The organism is Acinetobacter sp. YH12120 (genome assembly GCF_013418795.1).
Lineage (GTDB): Bacteria > Pseudomonadota > Gammaproteobacteria > Pseudomonadales > Moraxellaceae > Acinetobacter > Acinetobacter towneri.
The window spans coordinates 26,655-52,162 of sequence record NZ_VPBI01000001.1 but is presented as its reverse complement, the minus strand read 5'-3'; the positions used below and the strand labels follow the sequence as shown (position 1 = coordinate 52,162).

Sequence of the window (25,508 nt, the reverse complement as noted above, 5' to 3'; positions counted from 1 at the left end):
GTTATTTTAAAACTGAATTTATATAGGGTCTGTATTTACTTCATTAATTTTTACAGCAAAATTTTTTACAGTAAATTCTATTCAACTCACTTAAGGAAGTGACATTGAAAAATGTTATGCCTTACAATGTAGCAATTCATCGGTACATAGATGTCGTAGATACGACTTGGAATAAAAAATGAGTAATCAAGATAATCGTCCTGTGATTTTGACAGGCGATCGTCCAACTGGACAACTACATTTAGGTCACTTTGTGGGTTCTTTACGTTCACGTGTAGGTTTACAAGACTCACATCATCAACATCTGTTACTTGCCGATGCTCAAGCCTTAACTGACAATGCCGATAACTTTGAAAAAGTCCGTCGTAATATTATTGAGGTAGCAACCGATTATTTAGCGGTGGGGATTGATCCAACAAAAACCACCATTTGCGTGCAATCTTGCCTGCCTGCATTAAACGAACTCACCATGTTGTATTTAAACTTCGTGACTGTGGCACGTTTGGAGCGTAACCCAACCATTAAATCTGAAATTCAGATGCGTGGTTTTGAGCGTGATATTCCTGCAGGTTTCCTGTGCTACCCTGTAGCTCAAGCAGCCGATATTACTGCATTTAAAGCAACGGTCGTTCCTGTAGGTGAAGACCAAATTCCAATGATTGAACAGACCAATGAAATTGTGCGTCGGGTGAATCGTCAAATTGGTCATGACTTGCTACCTGAATGTCAGGCATTGTTGTCAAATGTCGGACGTTTACCTGGTTTTGATGGTAAAGCGAAAATGTCAAAATCACTGGGCAATACCATTGTGTTAGATGCCACAGACAAAGACATTAAAAAAGCTGTCAATGCAATGTACACCGACCCAAATCACCTGCGTATCGAAGACCCAGGTCAGGTTGAAGGCAACGTAGTATTTACTTATTTAGATGCCTTCGATACCAACAAAGAAGAACTTGAAGAACTGAAAGCGCATTATCGTCGTGGTGGTTTGGGCGATGGTACGGTGAAAAAGCGTTTGGAAGGCATTCTAAAAGAATTGATTGGGCCGATCCGTGAACGTCGTATCGAACTTGCTAAAGATCCTGACTACATTATGGATATTTTGAAAACAGGCACCGACAAATGCCGTGATATTACCCAGCAAACTTTAGATGAAGTGAAAGCTGGCTTGGGTGTATTCCGCTTCTAAGCATTTTGTAGATACAAATATTTTAAAGTCTCTTATTCACATGAATAAGAGACTTTTTATTTGAGTGAAAAATCAACATAAGATGACGTGATTCACAAAAAACACTTATTACTTACGTGATTTAACATCACGTAACCTGAATACTGCGGATTAGTATTTCTTCTCAGTTTAGTATACTTACATGCTTTAGGAGTAATCCTAATTTCATAACATTTCTCCGTTATCGAAGCTGTGAAAGCAGATTCGTTTTCATACGCAATGATCACCCCAATCATTGCGTATTTTTTTTATTTGAATCAGCTGTTTATACAGCTTGTTCAACAATAAAAAATCATTTCCCTAGATGCAAAAACTACTTGAACGGCTTTGTCGCACAAAGATTTCATAACTATATGATTTAAAAGTTTTGATTATTTTTTGATACAAAATTAAATTTATTTAAATCAGATGCTTACATATTTATGCAACAAAGCAATACCAAATTAACTCTTATCATATACTTTATCTCTCAAATGTGGCTAATTTTTCAACATAAAAAATCCCCAAAATTGGGGATTGAGTACTGAATAAAATCAAGATCTTCAAAATTTGTTATTTAAGCAAACCTTGATCTTTTAATACTTGCCACATGGTAGAACCCAATTCAGCAGGGCTACGCGTATAAGCAATTCCAGCACGCTCAAAGGCTGCAAATTTTTCTTCCGCAGTGCCTTTACCGCCTGAAATAATTGCACCCGCATGTCCCATACGCTTACCTTTAGGTGCTGTCACTCCTGCAATATAACCCACCACAGGTTTGCTAACATTCGACTGGATATATTCCGCAGCTTCTTCTTCTGCCGTACCACCAATTTCACCAATCATAACAATCGCATCGGTGTCTGGGTCGTCTTGGAACAATTTTAAAGCATCAATTTGGTTCATACCTGGAATTGGGTCACCACCAATCCCGATACAGGTCGATTGCCCTAAACCTAATTTGGTGGTTTGTGCCACAGCTTCATAGGTCAAAGTACCTGAACGTGAAATAATGCCAATTCGTCCTGGTTGATGAATATGCCCTGGCATGATGCCAATTTTACATTCACCTGGTGTAATCACACCTGGGCAGTTTGGTCCCACCAAACGTGTACCATTGCCATTGGTTTCTAAATAACGCTTGGCTTTGAGCATGTCGATGGTTGGCACACCTTCCGTAATCACCACAATCAAACCTACTCCAGAATCGACTGCTTCTACAATCGAATCTAAAACAAACGGTGCAGGCACATAAATCACCGATGCATCTGCACCTGTTTCACGTACAGCTTCTTTCATGGTGTTAAATACAGGTAATTCCAAATGGGTTTGACCACCTTTTCCTGGCGTTACCCCACCCACCACTTTAGTTCCATAATCAAGTGCTTGTGCTGAGTGAAAAGTACCATTTTTACCAGTGAAACCTTGTACCAATACTTTGGTGTCTTTATTAATTAATACGCTCATCCTGATTCTCCTTAAGCTTTCACTGCAGCAACAATTTTTTCTGCGGCATCAGACAAGCCGTTTGCAGAAATAAGTTTTAATCCTGATTCATCGAGTAATTTTGCACCAAGTTCCGAGTTGTTCCCTTCTAGGCGAACCACTACAGGTACTGTCACATTTACTTCCTGAACCGCTGCAATAATTGCTTCCGCAATCATGTCACAACGTACAATTCCACCAAAAATATTAATCAGTACGCCTTTAACCGAGTGATCTGCCAAAATAATTTTAAAGGCTTCAATTACGCGTTCTTTGGTTGCACCACCACCTACATCCAAGAAGTTCGCAGGCTGACCACCATAGAGTTTAATAATATCCATGGTTGCCATCGCCAAACCTGCACCATTCACCATACAACCAATATTGCCTTCTAAAGCAACATAGTTCAGGTCAAATTCTGATGCACGCAATTCACGTTCATTTTCTTGTGTTTTATCGCGCAGTGCTAAGACTTCAGGCAAACGATACAACGCATTGGAATCAATACCAACTTTGGCATCCACACATAAAATTTCGCCATTTTCACGTACAGACAATGGGTTAATTTCAAATAAGGCAAAATCATTGTCGATAAATGCCTGATAAGCCGCTGTCATAATCTTCACAAACTGCGTGATTTGACTGTCTTTGAGTTTTAATGCAAAAGCCACTTCACGTGCCTGAAATGGCAATAAACCCACTAAAGGATCAACTTCTACTTTAATAATTTTTTCTGGGGTTTCTTCAGCCACTTTCTCAATTTCAACACCACCTTCAGTAGATGCCATAAAAGTGACGCGACGGCTAGAACGATCTACCACTGCACCCAAATACAGTTCACGCTCTACAGGATAAACATCTTCAGCCACTAAAATACTGTTTACAGGCTGACCATAGGCGTCGGTTTGATAGGTTACCAAACGTGTTCCAAGAATTTGGTTGGCATAGTCTGCTGCTTCTTGTGCAGATTTTACGACCTTCACGCCGCCCGCTTTACCGCGACCACCTGCATGCACCTGAGCTTTCATCACTGCAAATTTACCGCCCAGTTGCTCGAAAGCTTGCACGGCTTCTACGGCTGTAGTTGCCAAAATGCCTTCTTGTACTGGCATACCATATTTTTTTAATAGCGCTTTTGCTTGATACTCATGTAGATTCATTGACTAACCTTTTACTACTTCTTTTATTCAGTTATCACCACCAATATCAAACCGAAGTTTTAATATTGCTTTCCTTGTGTGGTGTTTTTCCTATGCTCTTTACTTTTAGATGATTATTCCCATAAATACAACCATCAAATGCAAAAAGAGCGGCCTAAGCCGCTCTTTTTAGTTTTATTTACGTTTACGCTGAATCGCGTGAATCGCACGCCCATCTACAGCTAAAGCGGCTTCATGCACCACTTCAGAGAAGGTTGGGTGACCAAATGTCATTAATTGTAAATCTTCAACTGAAGATACGAACTCAAGTGCAATCATACCTTGGTGAACGATGTCAGACGCAGCAGGTCCAATCACGTGCATACCCAATAAACGATCTGTTTTTGCATCTGCAACAAACTTCACGAAACCAGCACCTTCGCCTGCTGCTAAAGCACGACCATTTACCGCGAAACCGAATTGACCAGTTTTCACTTCGTGGCCTTTTTCTTTCGCTTGCTCTTCAGTTAAACCAACCCACGCCGCTTCAGGGTGTGTGTAGATTACTGAAATGATTGTGTCGTAGTTGACTTGTGCAGCATGACCATGAATACGCTCAACTGCCATTACGCCTTCTTCCATTGCTTTGTGTGCAAGCATTGGACCACGTACCAAGTCACCAATTGCATATACACCTTCAACAGAAGTTGCACACCAATCGTTTACTTCAACCAAACCACGTTCAGTCAGTTTAATACCGCAGTCATCTGCCAATAAACCTTCAGCATAAGCACGACGACCTACACAAACGATCAATTTATCGAAAGTTTGTTCTTTGTCTTCGCCGCCTTGGGTATATTTAACAGTCACTTCACGACCATTAACTTCAGTACCTGAAACTTTCGCACCGATACGGATATCCATACCTTGCTTAGTCAATAGTTTTTGGTAGTCTTTCGCCAAAGCTTTGTCAGCCATTGGTAAGAATGCATCCATTGCTTCAAATACAACAACTTCTGCACCTAGACGACGCCATACTGAACCAAGTTCAAGACCAATTACGCCTGCACCAATCACACCTAAACGCTTAGGCACTTCTGGGAATTCTAATGCACCAGTAGAATCAACAATAATGTCTTGATCTACAGGAGCAACAGGAATATTTACAGGAACTGAACCAGTCGCAAGAATCACATATTTAGGCTCTAAAACTTGAGTTTCACCTTCGTGAGAAACGAACTCAACTTTTTTACCTGCAAGTAATTTACCTGTACCTTTTAACCACTCAACACCGTTACCTTTTAATAACTGATCAATACCGCCAGTTAATTGGTCAACGATTTTGTCTTTACGTGCTAATAGCTTCGCAAGGTCAAACTGTACTTCACCTGTGGTGATACCATGATCAGCCAAGTGATGAACCGTATCTTCATAACGATGTGAAGAATCAAGTAATGCTTTAGATGGGATACAACCCACGTTTAAGCATGTACCGCCCAAAGATGGTTTACCTTTGTGAATACGTTTTTCGATACACGCAACTTTAAAGCCAAGTTGAGCCGCACGAATTGCCGCTTCATAACCACCTGGGCCACCGCCAATAACAACAAGATCAAATTGTTGAGACATTTTTATCTCCAAAAATGGGCTTAGAGGATCGCTCCAAGCCCACTGATTTATTCTTTAGAATTAAAGGTCAAGGATGAGTTTAGCTGGCTCTTCTAACAATTCTTTGATTGTTACAAGGAAACCTACAGCTTCTTTACCATCAATTAAACGGTGGTCATAAGAAAGCGCTAAGTACATCATTGGCAAGATTTCAACTTGACCATTTACCGCCATAGGACGCTCTTGGATTTTGTGCATGCCCAAAATAGCAGTTTGTGGCGTGTTTAGAATTGGTGTAGATAACAATGAACCGAAAGTACCACCGTTAGTAATGGTGAATGTACCGCCAGTCATATCTTCAATACCAAGCTTACCGTCACGTGCTTTGTAAGCATAGTCACGAATACCGTTTTCAACTTCAGCATAGTTCATGCGGTCTGTATCACGTAATACAGGAACCACTAAACCACGGTCAGAAGAAACCGCTACACCGATGTCGTAGTAACCGTGATATACGATATCTTCACCATCAATAGAAGCGTTTACTGCTGGGTAACGTTTCAATGCTTCAGTTGCAGCTTTTACGAAGAAAGACATAAAGCCTAAACGTGCACCATGGCGTTTCTCAAATGCGTCTTTGTATTGTGCACGCATTTCCATGATTGGCTTCATGTTCACTTCGTTGAATGTTGTCAACATTGCAGTTTCTTGAGTCGCTGCAAGTAAACGCTCTGCAACACGCTTACGTAAACGTGTCATAGGAACACGTTTCTCGATACGCTCACCTACCGCAACGCTTAATGGCGCAGCTGCAGCAGCAGGTTTAGCTTGATGATTTGCAACATCTTCTTTAGTGATACGACCACCACGACCTGTACCTGACACGTCTGCAGCATTGATACCTGTTTCAGTCAACGCTTTACGTACTGCCGGTGCTTGGTCAGCAACAGGTTGTGCACGCTCAACAACTGGCGCAGCGCCCGCTTCAGTTTTCGCCGCAGCTTGCTCTACTTGTGCTTCAGACTGAACTGCTTGAGTTTGAGCAGCGCCAGAAACAGCACCCGCTTCAAATTGAGCAATTACTTCGTCAGAAAGAACTGTATCGCCTTCGTTTTTGATGATTGCAGAGATTGTGCCATCAGCAGGAGCGACTACTTCCAAAACAACTTTATCGGTTTCAATATCACAGATCACCTCATCACGTGAAACTGCTTCACCTGGTTGTTTGTGCCAAGTTGCAATCGTACCGTCTGCAACTGACTCTGGAAATACCGGTGCTTTAATTTCGGTTGCCATTACTTCGAATCTCCTGTTATTCAGCTACGATCGCAAGCGCGTCATTGATGAGCTGAGCTTGTTGTTTTGCATGCAAATATGGTGAACCACACGCTGGTGCTGCAGATGCTTCACGACCCGCATAACTAATGCGAATCTGTTTACCAGTTTTCATTACGTCATCATATAAACGTGGCGCGATGAATAACCAAGCACCTTGGTTCTTCGGCTCTTCTTGAGTCCAAACTAATTCTTTTACGTTTGGATAAGAAGCAAGAACTTCAGCAAGACGTTGTTCTGGATATGGGTACAACTGTTCAATACGAACAATTGCAGTATTGTTCAATTCTAATTCACGACGCTTTTCAAGCAAGTCGTAATACACTTTACCACCACACAATACCAAACGCGTCACGTCTGATTTGTTGATGTTGTCAATTTCATCAATCACAGTCTGGAATGTACCAGTTGCAAGCTCATCAAGGTTAGACACTGCTAACTTGTGACGAAGTAAAGACTTCGGCGACATGATGATCATTGGCTTACGGATTGGACGAATCGCCTGACGACGTAAAGCGTGGAAAATCTGTGCAGGTGTTGTTGGTGTCATCACTTGCATGTTTTCTTCCGCACAAAGCTGTAAGAAACGCTCTAAACGTGCAGATGAGTGCTCAGGACCTTGACCTTCAAAACCGTGTGGAAGAAGCATCGTTAAACCACATACACGCTCCCATTTGGTTTCGCCAGATGAGATGAACTGGTCAATCACCACTTGAGCACAGTTTGCGAAGTCACCAAATTGTGCTTCCCAAATGATCAAGCTCTTTGGAAGTGTCGTTGCATAACCATATTCGAATGCCAATACTGCCATTTCAGACAATAAAGAGTCGTAGATTGCAACACGTGGTTGGTTCTCTTTGATATGGCATAACGGAATATAAGTTTTACCATCGACTTGGTTGTGCAATTTCGCATGACGGTGTGAGAAAGTACCACGACCTACGTCTTCACCAGTCAAACGAACTAAATAGCCTTCATCCAACAAAGTTGCATAAGCTAAAGTTTCAGCTGCACCCCAGTTCAGTGGCATTTCACCTGTTTGCATTTTCAAGCGATCGTCAATCACTTTGGCAACTTGGCGCTGCATCACGAAACCTTCTGGAAGTTTACGCATGGTTTGACCAAGTTCTTTCAAACGCTCAACAGGGAAAGTCGTATCCCAAACGTCTGTATAATCGTGACCTAAGTACGGAGACCAATCTACAAACATTTTGGTATTTGGCTCAAGTACCAACGCATTCGCAACGTGATTACCCGCTTCTAAATCAGAACGGTAGTCTTCAACCATTTGATCTGCCGCAGCACGATCCAACACACCTTCTTGCACCAATTGGTCAGCATATAAAGTACGTGTTGTAGTCTTTTTGTTGATCACTTGATACATCATTGGCTGAGTTGCTGCTGGCTCGTCAGCTTCGTTGTGACCACGACGACGGTAGCAGAACAAATCAATCACAACGTCTTTACGGAATGTATGACGGAAATCGTGTGCCAATTGAGATACAAAAATCACCGCTTCAGGATCATCGCCATTCACGTGGAAAATTGGCGCCTGAATCATTTTTGCAATGTCAGTACAGTATTCAGTAGAACGTGCGTCACGTGGGTCAGATGTTGTGAAACCAACTTGGTTGTTAATCACAATGTGAACTGTACCACCTACGGTATAACCGCGAGTTTGTGACATTTGGAAGGTTTCTTGGTTAACACCTTGACCTGCAAATGCGGCATCACCGTGAACGATTAATGGCAATACATCATCACCACCAATGTCTTTACGACGTACTTGGCGCGCACGTACAGAACCTTCAACCACAGGTCCAACAATTTCTAAGTGCGATGGGTTAAACGCAAGTGCCAAGTGCACTTCACCACCCGGAGTCATCACGTTAGATGAGAAACCTTGGTGATATTTTACGTCGCCAGAACCTTTTTTATGCAAGCTCTTACCTTCGAACTCACCAAATAGGTCTGCAGGGTTTTTACCCATGATGTTCACAAGCAGGTTCAAACGACCACGGTGTGGCATGCCAATCACGACTTCTTTACAGCCAACAGCACCCGCACGTTGAATGATTTCATTCACCATAGGGATAAATGATTCACCGCCTTCTACACCAAAGCGTTTCGCACCAACGTATTTATTACCTAGATATTTTTCTAGACCCTCAGCTGCTGTTAAGCGCTCAAGAACGTGTTTCTTTTGATCTGCAGTAAATGTGAACTTACCACGTGCGCTTTCTAAGCGTTGTTGAATCCAGCGTCTTTCTTTGGTATCAACAATGTGCATGTATTCTGCACCAATTGAACCGCAGTAGATCGCCTGCATGGCATCAACCATTTCGCCTAGTGTTGCTTCAGACTTACCAATTTCCAAATTACCTGTATGGAAAACAGTATCTAAATCAGACTTGGTTAAACCATGTGCAGCAAGATCAAGATCTGGCACGTCTTCACGTTTTGCCAAACCTAGTGGATCTAATTTTGCTTTTTGGTGACCACGGTTACGGTAAGCAGCAATCAGTTGCAACACGCCAATTTGACGTTGTTCATGTTCAGAACTCACTGACCCTTGAACAATGGCTTGAACGCGATTTGAATTACGACCTAATAAAAGGAATTGCTCACGTACATTACTGTGTGGTTGATCACCCTTCGGGAATTTATCGAAATATTCGCGCCAATCAGCACCGACTGATTCCGGTGACGTCAAATAATGCTCGTAAAGTTCTTCAATATACGCTGCACTATCAGCGGAAAGTTCAGTGTCAAGACGCAGTGCGTCAGCAACTTCTTGCATTTGTGGACCCATTTCCTATTGCAAAAACATTTTCCAGGATGCTTTTTAAGCAAAACCCATGATTGATAATGTCAAATTGGTAACATGACATTAGTCCCCAGTTGACATATGTCATGAGGCGTTATCACTACATTAGGAAAACCCAATGTCATTTATGAATCATAACGCCCTCATTGGCATCATCACTCATTTATATACTCGACCCAAGCCGAGCAATTTTTTGCAAAATCGTTTTAGAAAAAATAAGTGCTCAGTCTTAGCTTTTCTAATACGACTTTTCTGCAATAGTCCTGATTTAATAACACATCATTTGCACTTAAAATGTTGATAAAATGTACGAAAATTCAACATTTTTCAGATATAGTCATTTGTTAATCGTAACATGATCTCAGAAATGCAATTGATTTTTTTGACACATACCTCCTATAAATTGGCGAAATACACTGATTCTATTTTCATCTAACATATGGTGCTTTATTTAAAAAACAGATGCAATTTAGACCAAAGTCCAACACCGCTATTTCAGATAAAATAAAAGAGAGCACATCTCTCAATCTGCCCTCTCACTTACACGTTACATGATAACATCTAAAAATAAATATTGCAGCTAAACTTGGCATTTGCCCATGCTTTACAACAAAATAGCAGCACTGGATTACAATTGTGTGCAACTTTAGTCGGCTAAATGCTGTTTTTGTCTATTTATCCAACAGTTATACCTAAAAAATATCAAATACTCACTTTTTAATCACTTCTTTGCATGCAACATTTTTCATTTACGTACTCATCAAAAACAAGCAACTTATCACACGACTTTTATCGTAATTTTGGCACAAAAAAAAGCACACCTAGGTGTGCTTTTCTCAACTGATCACGCAGTCTATTAGCCAGCCATATCTAAAAGCATGTTACGGATGTGACCGATTGCTTTAGTTGGGTTCAAGCCTTTAGGACATACAGATACACAGTTCATAATACCTTTACAACGGAACAAAGAGAATGGATCGTCAAGACGAGCCAAACGCTCTTGAGTTGCAGTATCACGCGAATCGATAATGAAACGATATGCATTCAACAACGCTGAAGGACCCAAGAACTTGTCTGGGTTCCACCAGAATGATGGGCATGAAGTTGAACAACATGCACAAAGAATACATTCATACAAACCATCAAGATGCTCACGCTCTTCTTGAGATTGTAAACGCTCTTTTGGTGGCGCAGGTTGGTTGTTGATCAAGAACGGATGAATCTTGTTATACTGATCGTAGAACTGATTCATGTCTACAACCAAGTCTTTAATTACAGGAAGACCTGGAAGCGGACGAATTGTGATCACTTCTGGTAAATCGTTTAGGTTCCAAAGACACGCTAAACCATTTTTACCATTGATGTTTACACCATCAGAACCACAAATACCTTCACGACATGAACGACGGAATGTCAAAGATTCGTCTTGTACCTTCAATTCAAGAAGTGCATCAAGCAACATACGGTGCTTATCAGTCAATTCAAGCTTAAAAGTTTGCATGTACGGTGCTTTATCCTTATCAGGATCGTAGCGGTAGATATTAAATGTACGAGTACCTCTACTCATCTTACTTCTCCCAATTAGAATGTACGTGGTTTAGGTGGAATAGCAGCTACAGTAAGCGGCTTGTAACGTACTGGTTTGTACTCAAGACGGTTATCTGTAGAGAACCATAAAGTATGCTTCATCCACTCATCATCACGACGACCATAAGAATAAGTTGGGTGATCTGGTGGTAACTCAAAGTCTACAACCGTATGCGCACCACGACATTCTTTACGTGCAGCAGCTGAGATTAGTGTCGCTTTAGCAACTTCATACAAGTTTTCAACTTCTAATGCTTCTACACGTGCAGTGTTGAATACTTTAGATTTGTCTTTCAAATGAATGTTGCGAACACGTGGCTCAAGCGCAAGAATTTGTTTCACACCTTCATCAAGCAATGCTGAAGTACGGAATACACCTGCGTGGTCTTGAACGATGTTACGAATTGCATCAGCAACTTCTTGAGCGTTTTCACCTGAAGTCGATTCGTCAAGTTTACGAATACGGTTCACAGTGTTTTCAAGTACAGTTGTTGGAAGTGGTTCGTACTCACCATCGTGTTGCTTAGTCACATACTCAATGATGTGTTGACCCGCAGCTTTACCAAATACAACCAAGTCAAGCAATGAGTTTGTACCTAAACGGTTTGCACCGTGTACAGATACACATGAACACTCACCAATTGCATAGAAACCTTTTACTGGTTTAGCAAAGTCACGGTCACCCGCGTTGGTTGTATATGTATCAGTTTCTGCGTTGTAGTTCGCAACCAACTCTTGAGTTTCACGGCTTTCTGGAACAACCACTTGACCATGAATATTGGTTGGAATACCACCCATTTGGTAATGGATTGTAGGCACAACAGGAATTGGCTCTTTAGTACAGTCAACGTTCGCGAATTTCTTACCAATCTCAAATACAGATGGAAGACGCTTCATGATTGTGTCTGCACCTAAGTGCGTCATATCAAGCAAGATGTAGTCTTTGTTTGGACCACAACCACGACCTTCTTTAATTTCTTGGTCCATAGAACGTGATACGAAGTCACGTGGCGCCAAGTCTTTCAAAGTTGGTGCATAACGCTCCATGAACGGCTCGCCTGAATCGTTACGAAGGATACCCCCCTCACCACGACAGCCTTCCGTTAACAATACGCCCGCGCCCGCAACACCTGTTGGGTGGAACTGCCAGAATTCCATATCTTGTAATGGAATACCTGCACGCGCAGCCATACCAAGACCGTCACCAGTATTGATATATGCGTTTGTAGATGCACGGTACACACGACCTGCACCACCTGTAGCAAACAATGTCGCTTTCGCTTGGAATACTGCAATTTTACCTGTTTCTTGGTCAATTGCAGTCACACCTAGTACATCGCCAGCTTCGTTACGGATCAAATCAAGAGCAATCCATTCTACGAAGAATTGAGTACCCATTTTCACGTTGCTTTGATAAAGCGTGTGAAGAAGTGCGTGACCTGTACGGTCAGCTGCAGCACATGCACGTGGAACTGCTTTTTCACCGTAGTTTGCAGAGTGACCACCGAATGGACGTTGGTAAATTGTACCGTCTGCGTTACGGTCAAATGGCATACCCAAGTGTTCTAATTCATAAACCACTTGTGGCGCTTCACGCGTCATGAATTCAATCGCGTCTTGGTCGCCCAACCAGTCAGAACCTTTTACTGTGTCGTAAAAGTGGTAGTGCCAGTTATCTTCTTGCATGTTACCAAGAGATGCACCAATACCACCCTGCGCTGCAACAGTGTGTGAACGTGTAGGGAATACTTTGGTCAATACCGCAACTTTCAAACCTGCTTGAGCAAGTTGGTAAGATGCACGCATACCTGAACCACCACCACCAACGATGACTGCGTCAAAGAATTGGTGTGGAATATTTGTATAATCTTCTTTAGGGTTAATCGCGCCCATGATATTTTCCTATCAATTCGCCCAGAAAATCTGGATTGCCCAGATTGCGTATGCAAAAACAGCAATAATCACTGCTGAAGTCAGCACTAGGCGTAAACCTGAAGCTGAAGGACCCATTTGACGAGTAGTCACATAGTCAGTGAATACTTGCCACATACCGATCCAAGCATGTGCAACAAGAGATAAGACTGCCAATAAAGACATAATCTTCATTGGTAATGTCATCATAAAGCCGTACCACTGTTCAAAGTTGAATCCACCGTTAAGAAGAATCCAACCAAATACCACAACGGTATAAACAGCAAGAACAACAGCACTAATACGTTGGATAAACCAATCGCGAGAACCTGAACCCGTTAAACCTGTAGCACTTTTCATTAGATTACAATCCATACAAATGCTGCAACGATACCGATAGCAGACAAGATCAATGAAATAGTAGCTGCAATGCGACCACTTTGCAGTTCTTCTGCAAAACCAAGGTCAGCAAGTAAGTGCTTAACACCAGCAATGAAGTGATAGATTAAGCCGGCTACAAATACCCATACGATAAAGCGCACAAAGAAACCGTTAAAAATTTCTTGAACTTGAGCAAAACCTTCAGGTGAAGACAAAGACTTGTCTAACAACCATAAAAGTACCGGTACGAGTAAAAATACGATGACACCAGAAAGACGGTGTAGAATTGATGCAATAGCCACGGGCGATTTTAAGTTTACTTCTAAAACTTGACCCATGGACAAATTGACAGGTCTGTTGCTTTTCACAGCGGGCATCCTGTAAGTAAAAACTCCATCCGGAGTTTGTTGGAATAAATTCGAAGGAAAGCTGGCATTGTCAGGCAAATTCATGCCTAACCTTAAAACGACACTGAATTATAAAACGTCAACTGTTAAAATACAAACAACTCTACTCGGCTTTTTGGCTAAAAATCCTTTAAATAAGAATCATTAACAATTATAAAAGCAAACCACTCGCCATCAATAACCACACAAGCAAACATAAATCCATGTTTTTTAAATAAATTATTAAAGTGAAAACTCTTGATGACACAATCAGTGGCTTTAGAATATTTAGACTAAAGATAAATTTGTACTTTGTTTTTCAGATGTTCTTCGGGTTTTCACATACTTATATATAAGTAGCAGCACTATATATGTGTGTACTCCACTGTTTGCAGCAATTTACAACCACAACACAAGACTCTTAGATCCAGACAGCCCATCACTTTGCTTTGGTCAAGGTACACCTGATCATGGATTAAACTTTAATGTCGGCACATACCTCAATCTATTTATACAACTTATATTTACTTTAAACACCACACCTAAATAAATATTAAAAATGATAATCATCATGCGAATGAATGACTTATCCAGTATTTTTTGTATCTGTATGGATAAATAACCGCGCTTTATTCACAAAGATTTCATCATTTCCCACTCAAAATATGATGGGTTATGGCTATTTTCAGGAGTTTAATCAGTCATTTTTTGATCAATCAATATCGAATTTAAATACCAGACTTACTGCCTATTACAAACAATCTGACCACCCTACCGTGTATGTAAAAACGTGTAAGTTATGAGAATTAGATAAATTTAAGTATTGGACTGAATCCTGCTAAAGAAATAGCACATCAAAACTAGTATTTAAAATTGCTTACAATTAATCCGTATTGATGATTTTTTTCTGCACATCCGACAAATTTTGACTTATGATACGGCGGCTGTGCTGTGATTTTATTGATTTTTTTACTGGAATTTTTTCGACTTTTTCTATAAATAGTCGTCTGCTTAATCCATAAGTATAATTGACAAAATTTCAGTACTCTCTAATCTTAGAGCTAATTTTTAATCCGTCTGACTTGCGCATTAAAAGATTGATACTTCGAGTCAGATCAACATTCACCAGGACAGGAGATCTATTGAATGTCTGAAGCAACTGGCAAAAAAGCCGTATTACAGCTTGATGGAAAAGAAATTGAATTACCAATTTACAGCGGCACATTAGGCCCAGATGTAATTGACGTTAAGGATGTGTTGGCGGCAGGTCACTTTACTTTTGATCCTGGTTTTATGGCAACAGCGTCTTGCGAGTCTAAAATTACGTTCATTGATGGTAACAAAGGTATTCTTTTACACCGTGGTTACCCAATTGACCAATTAGCGACTAAAGCTGACTACTTAGAAACTTGCTACTTATTATTAAATGGCGAGCTTCCAACTGCAGAACAAAAAGCTGATTTTGACGCTAAAGTTCGTAACCACACTATGGTTCACGACCAAGTAAAACGTTTCTATAACGGTTTCCGTCGTGACGCTCACCCTATGGCAATCATGGTAGGTGTTGTTGGTGCGTTATCTGCGTTCTATCACAACAACTTAGACATCGAAGATGTTAACCACCGTGAAATCACAGCGATTCGTTTAATCGCGAAGATTCCTACTTTAGCGGCTTGGAGCTACAAGTACACTGTTGGTCAACCATTTGTTTACCCACGTAACGACTTAAGCTACGCAGAAAACTTCTTGTACATGATGTTTGCTACACCAGCAGACCGTGATTACAAAGTAAACCCTGTTCACGCTCGCGCAATGGATCGTATTTTCACGCTTCACGCTGACCACGAACAAAACGCGTCTACTTCAACTGTACGTTTAGCTGGTTCTACTGGCGCTAACCCATACGCATGTATCTCTGCAGGTATTTCTGCACTTTGGGGTCCTGCTCACGGTGGTGCGAACGAAGCTGTTCTTAAGATGCTTGATGAAATCGGCTCTGTAGAACACGTTGCTGAGTTCATGGAAAAAGTGAAGACTAAAGAAGTTAAACTTATGGGCTTTGGTCACCGCGTTTATAAAAACCATGACCCACGTGCGACTGTAATGAAGCAAACTTGTGACGAAGTACTTAACGACTTAGGTATCAACGATCCACAACTTGCACTTGCAATGGAACTTGAGCGTATTGCGTTATCTGATGAATACTTCATCAAGCGTAACTTATACCCTAACGTAGACTTCTACTCAGGTATCATCCTTAAAGCGATTGGTATCCCAACAGAAATGTTTACTGTAATTTTCGCACTTGCACGTACAGTTGGTTGGATCAGCCACTGGTTAGAAATGCACAGCGGTCCTTACAAAATCGGTCGTCCTCGTCAGCTTTACACTGGCCACACTCAACGCGACATCAACCGTTAATTCGGTCTGCGTTGTAGCGTGTAAAACGACACGACAAAAAAACCACCTTCGGGTGGTTTTTTATTGCTTTTATTTAGCCGATAAAACTCGTTACAGCTTTACTTATTCCAAACAACCACCAAGCCACAAAATAAAATTTAGATCATTGCAGATTTAGGCTATATTTTTGATGTCAGCTACTTACAACTCATTTCTATGCTACAACTGCATTTATTCATTCTCAGCTTATTGATGCGACTGCTCAAACTAGATCAGTTTAGATGTCGAAGCCTAACTGCAATGGAAATACAGTTGTGCCAATCTGTGTTTGGCAATCTGATTGACTACAGCCAAGTCAAAGTTATGAACCATCCTTATTTGCCTTGGCAGCCACAGCACATTTTTATGGCCCCCTGTGGCTATATTCATGTGCGTAATCGGCATTATCTAGCCGACTACAGCCAAGCACACCGTGGCTATCAAGCGATCTTTATTCATGAGATGGCGCACATTTTACAGCATCAACATCACATCAATGTCTTACTGCGTGGTGCGGTATTGCAAACCGCGTATTTTTTGAGTTTTAAGCGTTACAATCCATATCATTATCGCTTAATTGAAGCGAAACCTTTTTTTGCTTACAACATTGAGCAACAAGGTGAAATTGCCAAAGATATTTTTCTTAAAAAAATAGACAATATTATTTTAAACAGCCCGCACCGCTCGACTTAGCTCACTCATCTTGGTACATGCTTATTTCACGAAAAACACATGCATCATACAACCTAAAAATATAATGCTTTTCAAATAAATAGCATAAAAATTCTGTCACATTTCAATAATATTCTTGCAGACAAGACAATAAAGTGTATTCGATGCTAGCATCTATTCTAAATTAAGATAAAATAGCAAAAGTCTCCATTTTTGCACTGCAAAATAAGATCTTTATCTGTTAGATAATAAATGGTTTTTATTTGTGCCTTTCGGCAGTCGTTTAATCCACAATACACTACGCTGAAATTTTTATAACAATAATCATCAGCCACTTACGTGTATTCTACACCTATAGGAATAGGACTTAATTTAAATGAAATCTTTTAAAATTGCCCTTGCACAGTTCTCTCCACACATTGGCAATCTCGAAGCAAACGCGCAAAAAATGCTTGAACAAGCAAATGAAGCGAAAAAACAACATGCAGATTTGATTATTTTTCCTGAACTTTCAATTTTGGGCTACCCTGCAGAAGATTTATTACTGCGCCCAAGCTTGAATCAACGCACACAACAAGCATTTGAACAATTACGTGAAATTAAAGATATTGTTTTAGTTTTCGGCTTTGTCAATGAAACTGAAGATGGTCAGCGCTTTAACTCGGCTGCCGTCATGAAAGATGGCAACATCTTAGGTATTTACAACAAGCAAAATTTACCAAATTATGCTGTATTTGATGAAAAACGCTATTTTGATGAAGGTCATCAACACTTAGTTTTTGAATACCTTGGTCATAAATTTGGCGTTTTGATTTGCGAAGATTTATGGTCTTTGCCAACCGTGCAGCAATTGGCACAGTTGAATGTAGAAACTGCATTGGTCTTGAACGCATCGCCTTATGAAGTGGGTAAACCGCAGCATCGTGTACAGACCATGACCGAACTGGCAAAACAATTACATCTCAATGTGGTATATGTAAACCAAGTTGGCGGTCAAGATGATTTAATCTTCGATGGTACGAGCTTTGTGATTAACCAAGCAGGCAATGTTGCATTACAAGCCCCAACCTACCAAGAAGGTTTATTCTACGCAGAATATGACGCTGCACAGAAGCACTTTAAAACTGCCGAAATTAGCCCAGCTTTAGACACCCTTGCAGAAATCTATCAAGGTTTAGTATTAGCAACCCGTGACTACGTGCAACGCTCTGGCTTCCCTGGTGTAATTCTTGGCTTGTCGGGCGGAATTGATTCAGCGCTCACTCTTGCTATTGCGGTTGATGCAATTGGTGCAGATAAGGTACAAGCGGTAATGATGCCGTACACTTATACCGCGCAAATTAGTGTGGAAGATGCTGCAGAGCAAGCCAAAACTTTAGGCGTGACTTTTGGTATTGCCGAAATTCACCCGATCGTAAATAGCTTTATGCAAACGCTGTATCCTTTCTTTGGTAACAGCCCTAGCGATACCACAGAAGAAAATCTACAAGCCCGTGCCCGCGGCACAATCTTAATGGGTTTGTCGAATAAGTTTGGTAACCTCGTGCTTTCTACAGGTAACAAATCTGAGTTAGCAGTTGGCTATTGCACGCTTTATGGCGATATGGTCGGTGGTTATGCGGTACTCAAAGATGTGTACAAAACCATTGTGTTTGAACTGGCTAAATACCGTAACAGTATTGCCGATACTCCTGTGATTCCTGAGCGTGTGATCACGCGCCCACCTTCAGCAGAATTACGTCCTGACCAAAAAGACCAAGATTCTTTACCACCATACGAAGTGCTCGATGCGATTTTGTATGCGTATATTGAAGAAGATCAGAGCCAAGAAGACATCATTAGCAAAGGCTTTGAACGCGCGATGGTCGAGAAAGTCATTCAATTGGTTGATCGCAACGAGTACAAGCGTCGCCAAGGTGCATTAGGACCACGTATTAGTTCACGCGCTTTTGGTCGTGAACGTCGCTATCCGCTCGTCAATGGTTGGAAAGCAGGGATTTAACGCTAAAGCATTGCTTAAACAAAGATATAAAAACCAAGCTACGGCTTGGTTTTTTTGTACCTGCCATTAAACCAATGCTGCAAAAAGTAGCCTAAAATTTTGACATAAAAAAAGACCAAGCTGAGAGCTTAGTCTATAAAAATGGTGGCTATGACGGGACTTGAACCTGTGACCCCCGCATTATGAGTGCGGTGCTCTAACCAACTGAGCTACATAGCCATAAACTGTGTGCGCATTATCTAAACTTAGCCCTGCATCGTCAAGTATTTTAATTTACAAACGCTCACAGTTTAAGCAAAAACAGTGCAATTTGTTTAATTTTAATCAAATTACTATTTTCTTACGGAGATTCTTAAATATTTGCAGCAAAATCTATATCAAGTCACACAGAAAAAAGAGAATAAATTTAACCATGATCTTGAAGTCTATAATACTGAGTAGCCTTGTTGTTGGCTTAAGTTCCTGCGCTTTGGTTTCACCTATTTTTGTAGATTACAACGGTGTACGGCGTGATGTTGCGCAATTTATTAATTCTAAAATGAGTTATAGCATCGCAGACCGACGTGTCTTGGTTGCTTATGCCAAAGGGCAGCAAAAGATTTTAACGGCACATCAACTCAATGCTGCAGCGCAGCAACAACTGGCTTATGAGCGTGCTGTAGGGCGTTATTGTGCATCACAACACATTTCGCTAAAAAAATTAAATCAGGTCGATGCCAAAATTTTTGCTCACTCTGATCAACAAGCCAATTGGCAACAGATTCAAAACCTACAAATGCAGATTCAACTGGATACAGCTCAAATAGATTGCGCAGACAAATTTTAAACAAAAAAAGACCACGTTAGTGAACGTGGTCTGAAAAATGGTGGCTATGACGGGACTTGAACCTGTGACCCCCGCATTATGAGTGCGGTGCTCTAACCAACTGAGCTACATAGCCAAAAACTGTGCGCGCATTATCTGCTGTAATCTAGGTAACGTCAAGCCTTATCACGCATCAATTGCTTAAAATTTGGTGAAGTGAACCGATAAGCCGGGTTCTGTCGAGAACGATCATTCCTCTAGGCGTACAATCACTCATACGCTCAAGCGACCTACCCGAATCCAGTACGGGCCGTACCTCAGGATTCCTATTTGGTCTTGCTTCTGGTGGGGTTTACCATGCCATGAACTGTTACCAGCCATGCGGTGCGCTCTTACCGCACCCTTTCACCCTTACCTTCAATTTCTTCCGAAAAAGAAACCATACGAAGGCGGTCTACTCTCTGCTGCACTTTCCGTCGGCTCACGCCGCCCAGGCGTTACCTGGCACCCTGCCCTATGAAGCCCGGACTTTCCTCCCCTGTTTCAGTCACGGAGACCTCCACAGCAGCGATCGTCTGGTTCACTTCGAAGGCGCATCTTAGCAAAATTATAAGTTAATTGCTTGCGCTTTTTTGAGCAATCAGTTTTTTATATTTTTCCAGCAATTGTTCCTGTGTTTCTACATGCTCTGGATCGAGCGGAATACAATCGACTGGGCAAAATAACTGACACTGCGGCTGCTCGTGATGTCCTACACATTCAGTACATAATGCTGGATTAATCTCATAAATCAGCTCACCCATATAAATTGCCTCATTTGGGCATACAGGTTCACAGACATCACAGTTAATACATTCATCGGTAATATATAAAGACACGCTACCAACCTTGTCGTAATTTACGCTCAAAGGCTTCGACCACAACAGGTGCAACAAATTTAGTCACATCACCTTTTAAGCGTGCAATTTCACGAACTAATGTAGAAGAAATAAATGAATATTGCTCTGAAGGAGTCAGAAATACCGCTTCATATTTCGCATCTAATTGACGGTTCATATTTGCCAACTGAAATTCGTATTCAAAATCTGAAACAGCACGCAAACCACGCAAAACTGCAGTCGCATTTTGCTCACGGAAAAAATTAACCAATAAACCATCAAATCCGACAAATTCAACATTAGGCAAATGCTTTAAAGATGCCTGTGCCAATTCCACACGTTCTTCCAAAGTAAAAATTGGATTTTTATGATGTCCAATGGCAATTGCGACCACGACTTCATCAAACATTTTTGCAGCACGTGTCACCAAGTCAATATGACCATTAGTAATCGGGTCAAAGGTGCCCGGATAAATTACGCGAGTTTTAGACATCCATTATGCTCTAGTTGGTTTTGTCAAAGTTAGTTTAACAAATACAAAAAATTTTAGTGAACTAAAGTCTACCAAATTATGAAATATCAAAGCAGTTTAGCCAACAGTTGTGATGATTTTGATTTGTCAGCAAGCCTTGGTTTGAGGCACAATAGTCATAAGTTTGGAAGTAATTGAATATGGCGAAGCTAACTGTAGTTAAAAAAAATACGGGCGGAACAATTGCACAGAATAAACGTGCACGCCACGATTATTTTATTGAAGAAAAATTTGAAGCAGGACTTTCTTTGCAAGGTTGGGAAGTCAAATCTTTGCGCGCAGGACGTATGACTATTACCGAAAGTTATATCCTGTTTCGTGACAATGAAGCCTTTTTATTTGGTGCACAAATTCAACCACTCTTGTCGGCTTCAACGCATGTAGTGCCTGAAGCGACCCGTACCCGCAAACTCTTACTTTCACGACGTGAAATTGAAAAGTTGATGGGTGCAGTCAATCAAAAAGGTTATTCTTGCGTACCTTTAGCATGTTATTGGAAAGGCCCTTTAGCGAAGCTTGAAATTGCTTTGGTGAAAGGTAAACAATTGCACGATAAACGCGCTTCTGAAAAAGACCGTGATTGGCAGCGTGATAAAGCACGTTTGATGCACAAATAATTTTGCACATTCCGCCCATAAAAAATGCTCGAGATCAACATCGAGCATTTTTTATGGAAGTTGTAAAACTAAAAATGCTTAGTCTTTAAGTTTTAATTCCACCAAATATTTACCAAATTTGACTGCAGTTTCCAAATCACCTTCGGGTGGCGTAATTTCAACACAGGCATTATCAGACTGCGTCATTAAACCCAAAAAGCTCGACATGCGGTTAATATCGTGTGGACTACGCCCTGTCGGCATAAACGGTAAACCTGACCACAACATGCCATGCTGCATCGCAAATAAATTAATTTGTTGCAGCACCGCCAGTTTATCGCCACTTAAACCACCGCCATTGGTAAAACCTGCCGCCAGTTTGCCCTGCCAAGTTCTGGCCAACCAACGCTTAGACGATTGCTCCATAAACTGTTTTAAAGCCGAAGTAATGCTGCCCATATAAGTTGGACAGCCCATAATGATAATATCGGCTTGATCTAGGCTATCCCATTCAATTTCAGCCACATCCATCAAAGTCACCTGAGCATCCATTTGCGCAGCACCTTGTGCAATATGCTGTGCCACCTTAGCAGTATGACCATAAGGACTGTGATAAACCACCGCCACACGAATAGCAGCGCAAGAAGATGTTGAATGAGTCACTGACATGAGAATGTTTAAAACCAAATAATTAAGTCAAGTTTAACACTAAGCCTGCATAAACACGAATGTTGCCATACGTCCTGTACGTGCTTGACGGCGGTAAGAATAGTAATCATCGGCTTGTTGATACGAGCACTGATCACCGCCCAAGACCGTTGTAACACCATGCTGCTGCAAAATAAAACGCGCGATCGCATACAAGTCAGCAAGATATTTACCTTGCTGCTGCCCTGCAATAAAAGCCGTGTCTAATTCAGGATATTTATCGCAAAATGCCTGTTTCACCTCAGCCCCAACTTCAAAACACGGCTGACTAATAGCCGCACCCAACCACGCCCATGTTGGAGCACTTTGCATTTCGACGATGGTGTTTTCGATAATACCGTTGGCAAGACCACGCCAGCCTGCATGCAGATTCGCAACCTCAGTGCCTTCGGCATTGCCCAAAACCACAGGTAAACAGTCTGCGGTCATCATCATTAAAGCATGCGCTTTACGCTGAGTGACCAAACCATCGCCTTCTAAAGCTTCACAAGTGATTTGCTCATTAATGGTCTGACACAACACGCTATGTGTTTGCGTCATCCACGTCATTTTATCGACCCCATATTCAGCAAACTCTGCCAGTAAACTCATACGATGCTGCTGCACACGCCATGCATCATCCTGCACATGCAGCGCCAGATTAAAACCAGATACATCGGCACAGTCTGTCGCTAAAGCTTGCACATGTTGTATGCGGGTTTGCCCAACATACACACCTGCAGGTAATCCTTGAACAAATTGCATAAATCTATCCTTAGTCGTTTTCTGGCATTGCCGTATCTGAGTTGATCTTGTTAATGCTGTCTATGCAACAATTAATAGGCAGCATTTTCACTGCGTAACACGTCTACCAATTGTTTAAAGTCTTCAGGCCACGGCGCTTCAAACATCATTTCTTCTTGAGTACGTGGATGCACCAAACCGAGTTTGACGGCATGTAAGGCCTGACGTTTAAAGTTACGCAAGGTATCGTTTAATAATGCCGATGCGCCTGCTGGCACACGTACACGTGGCGTATAAACAGGATCGCCAACCAAACCATAACCAATATAACTTAGATGCACACGAATTTGATGAGTACGTCCAGTTTCCAAACGCGCCTGAACACGAGTGAAATGCTGAAAGCGTTCTTTAACATTGTAATGTGTGACGGCGTCTTTGCCGCCCGGCAAAACAGCCATTTTCACTCGATCTACAGGATGGCGTTTAATCGGCTCATCGACAGTGCCTCCCGCAATCATGTTGCCGTACACCACCAAGTCGTATAAACGATAAACTGACTTTTTCGCCAGTTGCTTGGTCAAGGCAAACTGTGCTTCCAGATTTTTGGCAACCACCAGCAAACCCGAAGTATCTTTATCAATACGATGCACCAAACCTGCACGAGTTAACTCTGCCGATTTTGGATAATGATGCAGCAAGGCATTTACCAGAGTTCCAGAGCTATTTCCCGCCCCCGGATGCACCACCATGCCCACAGGTTTATTAATCACCATGATGTCATCATCTTCATAAATAATATCCAGTGGAATATCTTCAGGTAGGCTGCGGGTTTGCGCTTCAAGCTCGACTTCTAGGGTAAGAAGCTCATCACCTTCACACTTATATTTAGGTTTGACCGTGTTACCATTTACCAACAAATGACCGTCTTTGAGCCACTGTTTTAGCTTTTCACGTGAAAATTCACTCCAAATGATGGCTGCAACTTGGTCGATGCGTAGTCCTAAGTGGCTGTCATCCAATTGAAATTGCAACGATAAACGTGTTGCAGTTGAGTCTGAAGTATGGTTATCTGCATCCTCAGCATCTTCAAGTAAATTGAACTCAGTTTCAGGTAAATTGGAATGGGTAGATTGTGCTTGACTCATTTGCTCATTCAGACAAAAGTGGTTTAATAGCGCAATTGTAGCTCATTGCCCGTATTAACAGAGGAATTTTTATGTCGCTACCACGTTATAAAATAACAATGCTTGCTCTTTCACTCGGCGTTGCGTCTGCAATTGTGGGCTGTAGCAGCAATCCAAAAAAAGAAGTGGTCGATACTGGTCCGCAATCTAGCGAACAGGTTTATATTGAAAAAGCAGAAAAAGCACTGGATCGTGGTCAATACACCGATGCCGTTAAGCATCTTGAAGCTTTAGAAACCTATTACCCAACGGGTGATTATGCGCAGCAGGCGCAGCTTGAATTGTTGTATGCAAAATTCCAGCAAAAAGATTATGAAGGCGCAATTGCTGTTGCAGATCGTTTCATCCGCATGAACCCGCAGCATCCTAAAGCCGATTATGCCTACTATGTACGTGGTGTGGCGAATATGGAACAAAACTATGATGGTTTGTTGCGTTATACCTCGCTCAAGCAATCACACCGTGATGTTAGCTATTTAAAATTGGCGTATCAAAACTTTGTCGATTTTATCCGTCGCTATCCATCAAGCACTTATGCGGTAGATGCTGCACAGCGCATGCAGTTTATTGGTCAGGAACTGGCGGAAGCCGAAATGAATGCGGCACGTTATAACATTAAACGTAAAGCATGGGTGGCTGCAGTAGAGCGTTCATTGTGGGTAGTTGAGCATTATCCGCAAACTCCGCAAATTCCGGAAGCGTTGGCAACGGTGGCTTATGGTTATGGCAAATTGGGCGATCAAGCCACAGCTCAACAATATATTGATGTGTTGAAACTGAACTATCCAAATTTGGTTAAAGCAGATGGTAGCGTGAATTTACGTGCTGCCCGTCATGACGCAAGCTGGATTAACCGTGCAACTTTGGGTATTTTCGGACGTGAAGCGCAAAGCAGCACCGAAGCACAACAGTCAGATACTAAAGCACAAGCAGAGCCATCACGCAGCCTCACCAACCGTTTGAGTTTTGGCTTGCTCGATCGTCCAAAATCTCAAAACGACAGCACTGAATAAAACCATTCCGACTGATTTTTCAGTTTTGAAAAATGCAAAGGGCAAGTTATGATACTTGCCCTTTGTTCTTTTATGGGCTTGTTTCCT

21 protein-coding genes, 2 tRNA genes and 1 other RNA gene are annotated in these 25,508 nt (G+C 41.6%); 7 read left to right on the top strand and 17 right to left on the bottom strand.

Annotated features, from left to right (window positions below; all coding sequences use genetic code 11):
* The first annotated feature begins 178 nt into the window (after positions 1 to 178).
* Entirely contained in the window at positions 179 to 1,192 is a 1,014-nt protein-coding gene (gene trpS / locus FTU58_RS00280) for a tryptophan--tRNA ligase (RefSeq protein ID WP_004972183.1), read from the top strand.
* A gap of 591 nt (positions 1,193 to 1,783) precedes the next feature.
* Here trpS and sucD read toward each other — a convergent pair.
* The 9 genes from sucD to sdhC all read right to left on the bottom strand — a co-directional run bounded on the left by sucD (position 1,784) and on the right by sdhC (position 13,860).
* Positions 1,784 to 2,677 carry a succinate--CoA ligase subunit alpha gene (sucD, locus tag FTU58_RS00275; protein WP_136144279.1) on the bottom strand — a complete coding sequence of 298 codons (894 nt, stop codon included), beginning with the start codon at positions 2,675 to 2,677 and terminating at the stop codon, positions 1,784 to 1,786.
* A gap of 11 nt (positions 2,678 to 2,688) precedes the next feature.
* Positions 2,689 to 3,855: an ADP-forming succinate--CoA ligase subunit beta gene (gene sucC / locus FTU58_RS00270; protein ID WP_179988550.1), complete on the bottom strand. Its 1,167-nt coding sequence runs from the start codon at positions 3,853 to 3,855 to the stop codon at positions 2,689 to 2,691.
* Between the two features lie 174 nt (positions 3,856 to 4,029).
* The gene (lpdA, locus tag FTU58_RS00265) at positions 4,030 to 5,463 is read right to left on the bottom strand and encodes a dihydrolipoyl dehydrogenase (protein WP_004972188.1); all 1,434 of its coding nucleotides are present in this window, start codon (positions 5,461 to 5,463) and stop codon (positions 4,030 to 4,032) included.
* A gap of 60 nt (positions 5,464 to 5,523) precedes the next feature.
* Entirely contained in the window at positions 5,524 to 6,738 is a 1,215-nt protein-coding gene (odhB, locus tag FTU58_RS00260; protein WP_004972191.1) for a 2-oxoglutarate dehydrogenase complex dihydrolipoyllysine-residue succinyltransferase, read from the bottom strand.
* A gap of 16 nt (positions 6,739 to 6,754) precedes the next feature.
* Positions 6,755 to 9,577 (bottom strand): 2-oxoglutarate dehydrogenase E1 component, encoded by a 2,823-nt coding sequence (locus tag FTU58_RS00255; RefSeq protein WP_178866163.1) that lies wholly within the window; start codon positions 9,575 to 9,577, stop codon positions 6,755 to 6,757.
* A gap of 883 nt (positions 9,578 to 10,460) precedes the next feature.
* Positions 10,461 to 11,171, bottom strand: a complete 711-nt coding sequence (locus FTU58_RS00250; protein WP_004972196.1) for a succinate dehydrogenase iron-sulfur subunit — start codon at positions 11,169 to 11,171, stop codon at positions 10,461 to 10,463.
* Between the two features lie 14 nt (positions 11,172 to 11,185).
* A complete protein-coding gene (locus FTU58_RS00245; RefSeq protein ID WP_004972199.1) occupies positions 11,186 to 13,084 on the bottom strand; it encodes an FAD-binding protein in 1,899 nt (632 codons plus the stop codon).
* 12 nt (positions 13,085 to 13,096) lie between these two features.
* Positions 13,097 to 13,462 carry a succinate dehydrogenase, hydrophobic membrane anchor protein gene (gene sdhD, locus FTU58_RS00240; protein WP_004972200.1) on the bottom strand — a complete coding sequence of 122 codons (366 nt, stop codon included), beginning with the start codon at positions 13,460 to 13,462 and terminating at the stop codon, positions 13,097 to 13,099.
* Positions 13,462 to 13,860, bottom strand: coding sequence for a succinate dehydrogenase, cytochrome b556 subunit (gene sdhC, locus FTU58_RS00235; RefSeq protein WP_026438062.1), 399 nt, complete (start codon positions 13,858 to 13,860; stop codon positions 13,462 to 13,464). Before sdhC ends, sdhD begins: the two co-directional genes overlap by 1 nt.
* Positions 13,861 to 15,015: 1,155 nt before the next feature.
* Here sdhC and gltA point away from each other — a divergent pair.
* From gltA to FTU58_RS00220, 3 genes are all read left to right on the top strand, one after another.
* The gene (gene gltA / locus FTU58_RS00230) at positions 15,016 to 16,290 is read left to right on the top strand and encodes a citrate synthase (RefSeq protein ID WP_004972202.1); all 1,275 of its coding nucleotides are present in this window, start codon (positions 15,016 to 15,018) and stop codon (positions 16,288 to 16,290) included.
* Positions 16,291 to 16,485: 195 nt separating this feature from the next.
* Positions 16,486 to 17,001 (top strand): hypothetical protein, encoded by a 516-nt coding sequence (locus FTU58_RS00225; protein WP_004972203.1) that lies wholly within the window; start codon positions 16,486 to 16,488, stop codon positions 16,999 to 17,001.
* A gap of 355 nt (positions 17,002 to 17,356) precedes the next feature.
* The gene (locus FTU58_RS00220) at positions 17,357 to 18,982 is read left to right on the top strand and encodes an NAD+ synthase (RefSeq protein ID WP_004972204.1); all 1,626 of its coding nucleotides are present in this window, start codon (positions 17,357 to 17,359) and stop codon (positions 18,980 to 18,982) included.
* A gap of 142 nt (positions 18,983 to 19,124) precedes the next feature.
* On the opposite strand, the gene FTU58_RS00215 is transcribed toward FTU58_RS00220, so the two are convergent.
* A tRNA-Met gene (locus FTU58_RS00215) sits at positions 19,125 to 19,201 on the bottom strand.
* Positions 19,202 to 19,394: 193 nt separating this feature from the next.
* Here FTU58_RS00215 and FTU58_RS00210 point away from each other — a divergent pair.
* Positions 19,395 to 19,808, top strand: coding sequence for a hypothetical protein (locus tag FTU58_RS00210; protein WP_179996887.1), 414 nt, complete (start codon positions 19,395 to 19,397; stop codon positions 19,806 to 19,808).
* Positions 19,809 to 19,846: 38 nt separating this feature from the next.
* Here FTU58_RS00210 and FTU58_RS00205 read toward each other — a convergent pair.
* The 4 genes from FTU58_RS00205 to coaD all read right to left on the bottom strand — a co-directional run bounded on the left by FTU58_RS00205 (position 19,847) and on the right by coaD (position 21,158).
* A tRNA-Met gene (locus FTU58_RS00205) sits at positions 19,847 to 19,923 on the bottom strand.
* Positions 19,924 to 19,996: 73 nt separating this feature from the next.
* An RNA gene (rnpB, locus tag FTU58_RS00200) (RNase P RNA component class A) lies at positions 19,997 to 20,374 on the bottom strand.
* Between the two features lie 27 nt (positions 20,375 to 20,401).
* Positions 20,402 to 20,665 carry a YfhL family 4Fe-4S dicluster ferredoxin gene (locus tag FTU58_RS00195; RefSeq protein ID WP_004972206.1) on the bottom strand — a complete coding sequence of 88 codons (264 nt, stop codon included), beginning with the start codon at positions 20,663 to 20,665 and terminating at the stop codon, positions 20,402 to 20,404.
* A 1-nt stretch (position 20,666) separates the two neighbouring features.
* Positions 20,667 to 21,158: a pantetheine-phosphate adenylyltransferase gene (gene coaD / locus FTU58_RS00190; protein WP_004972207.1), complete on the bottom strand. Its 492-nt coding sequence runs from the start codon at positions 21,156 to 21,158 to the stop codon at positions 20,667 to 20,669.
* A gap of 179 nt (positions 21,159 to 21,337) precedes the next feature.
* Here coaD and smpB point away from each other — a divergent pair, with 179 nt between their 5' ends.
* Positions 21,338 to 21,814: an SsrA-binding protein SmpB gene (smpB, locus tag FTU58_RS00185; protein WP_004972209.1), complete on the top strand. Its 477-nt coding sequence runs from the start codon at positions 21,338 to 21,340 to the stop codon at positions 21,812 to 21,814.
* 78 nt (positions 21,815 to 21,892) lie between these two features.
* Here smpB and FTU58_RS00180 read toward each other — a convergent pair whose 3' ends face one another.
* The 3 genes from FTU58_RS00180 to rluD form a co-directional block, all read right to left on the bottom strand.
* Entirely contained in the window at positions 21,893 to 22,462 is a 570-nt protein-coding gene (locus tag FTU58_RS00180) for a flavodoxin family protein (protein WP_180043600.1), read from the bottom strand.
* Positions 22,463 to 22,501: 39 nt separating this feature from the next.
* A complete protein-coding gene (pgeF, locus tag FTU58_RS00175; RefSeq protein ID WP_167845845.1) occupies positions 22,502 to 23,245 on the bottom strand; it encodes a peptidoglycan editing factor PgeF in 744 nt (247 codons plus the stop codon).
* Positions 23,246 to 23,316: 71 nt separating this feature from the next.
* Positions 23,317 to 24,369 carry a 23S rRNA pseudouridine(1911/1915/1917) synthase RluD gene (gene rluD / locus FTU58_RS00170; protein ID WP_004972212.1) on the bottom strand — a complete coding sequence of 351 codons (1,053 nt, stop codon included), beginning with the start codon at positions 24,367 to 24,369 and terminating at the stop codon, positions 23,317 to 23,319.
* 71 nt (positions 24,370 to 24,440) lie between these two features.
* Between rluD and FTU58_RS00165 the strand changes: the two genes are divergently transcribed.
* Entirely contained in the window at positions 24,441 to 25,421 is a 981-nt protein-coding gene (locus FTU58_RS00165; RefSeq protein WP_004972213.1) for an outer membrane protein assembly factor BamD, read from the top strand.
* Positions 25,422 to 25,508 lie beyond the last annotated feature (87 nt).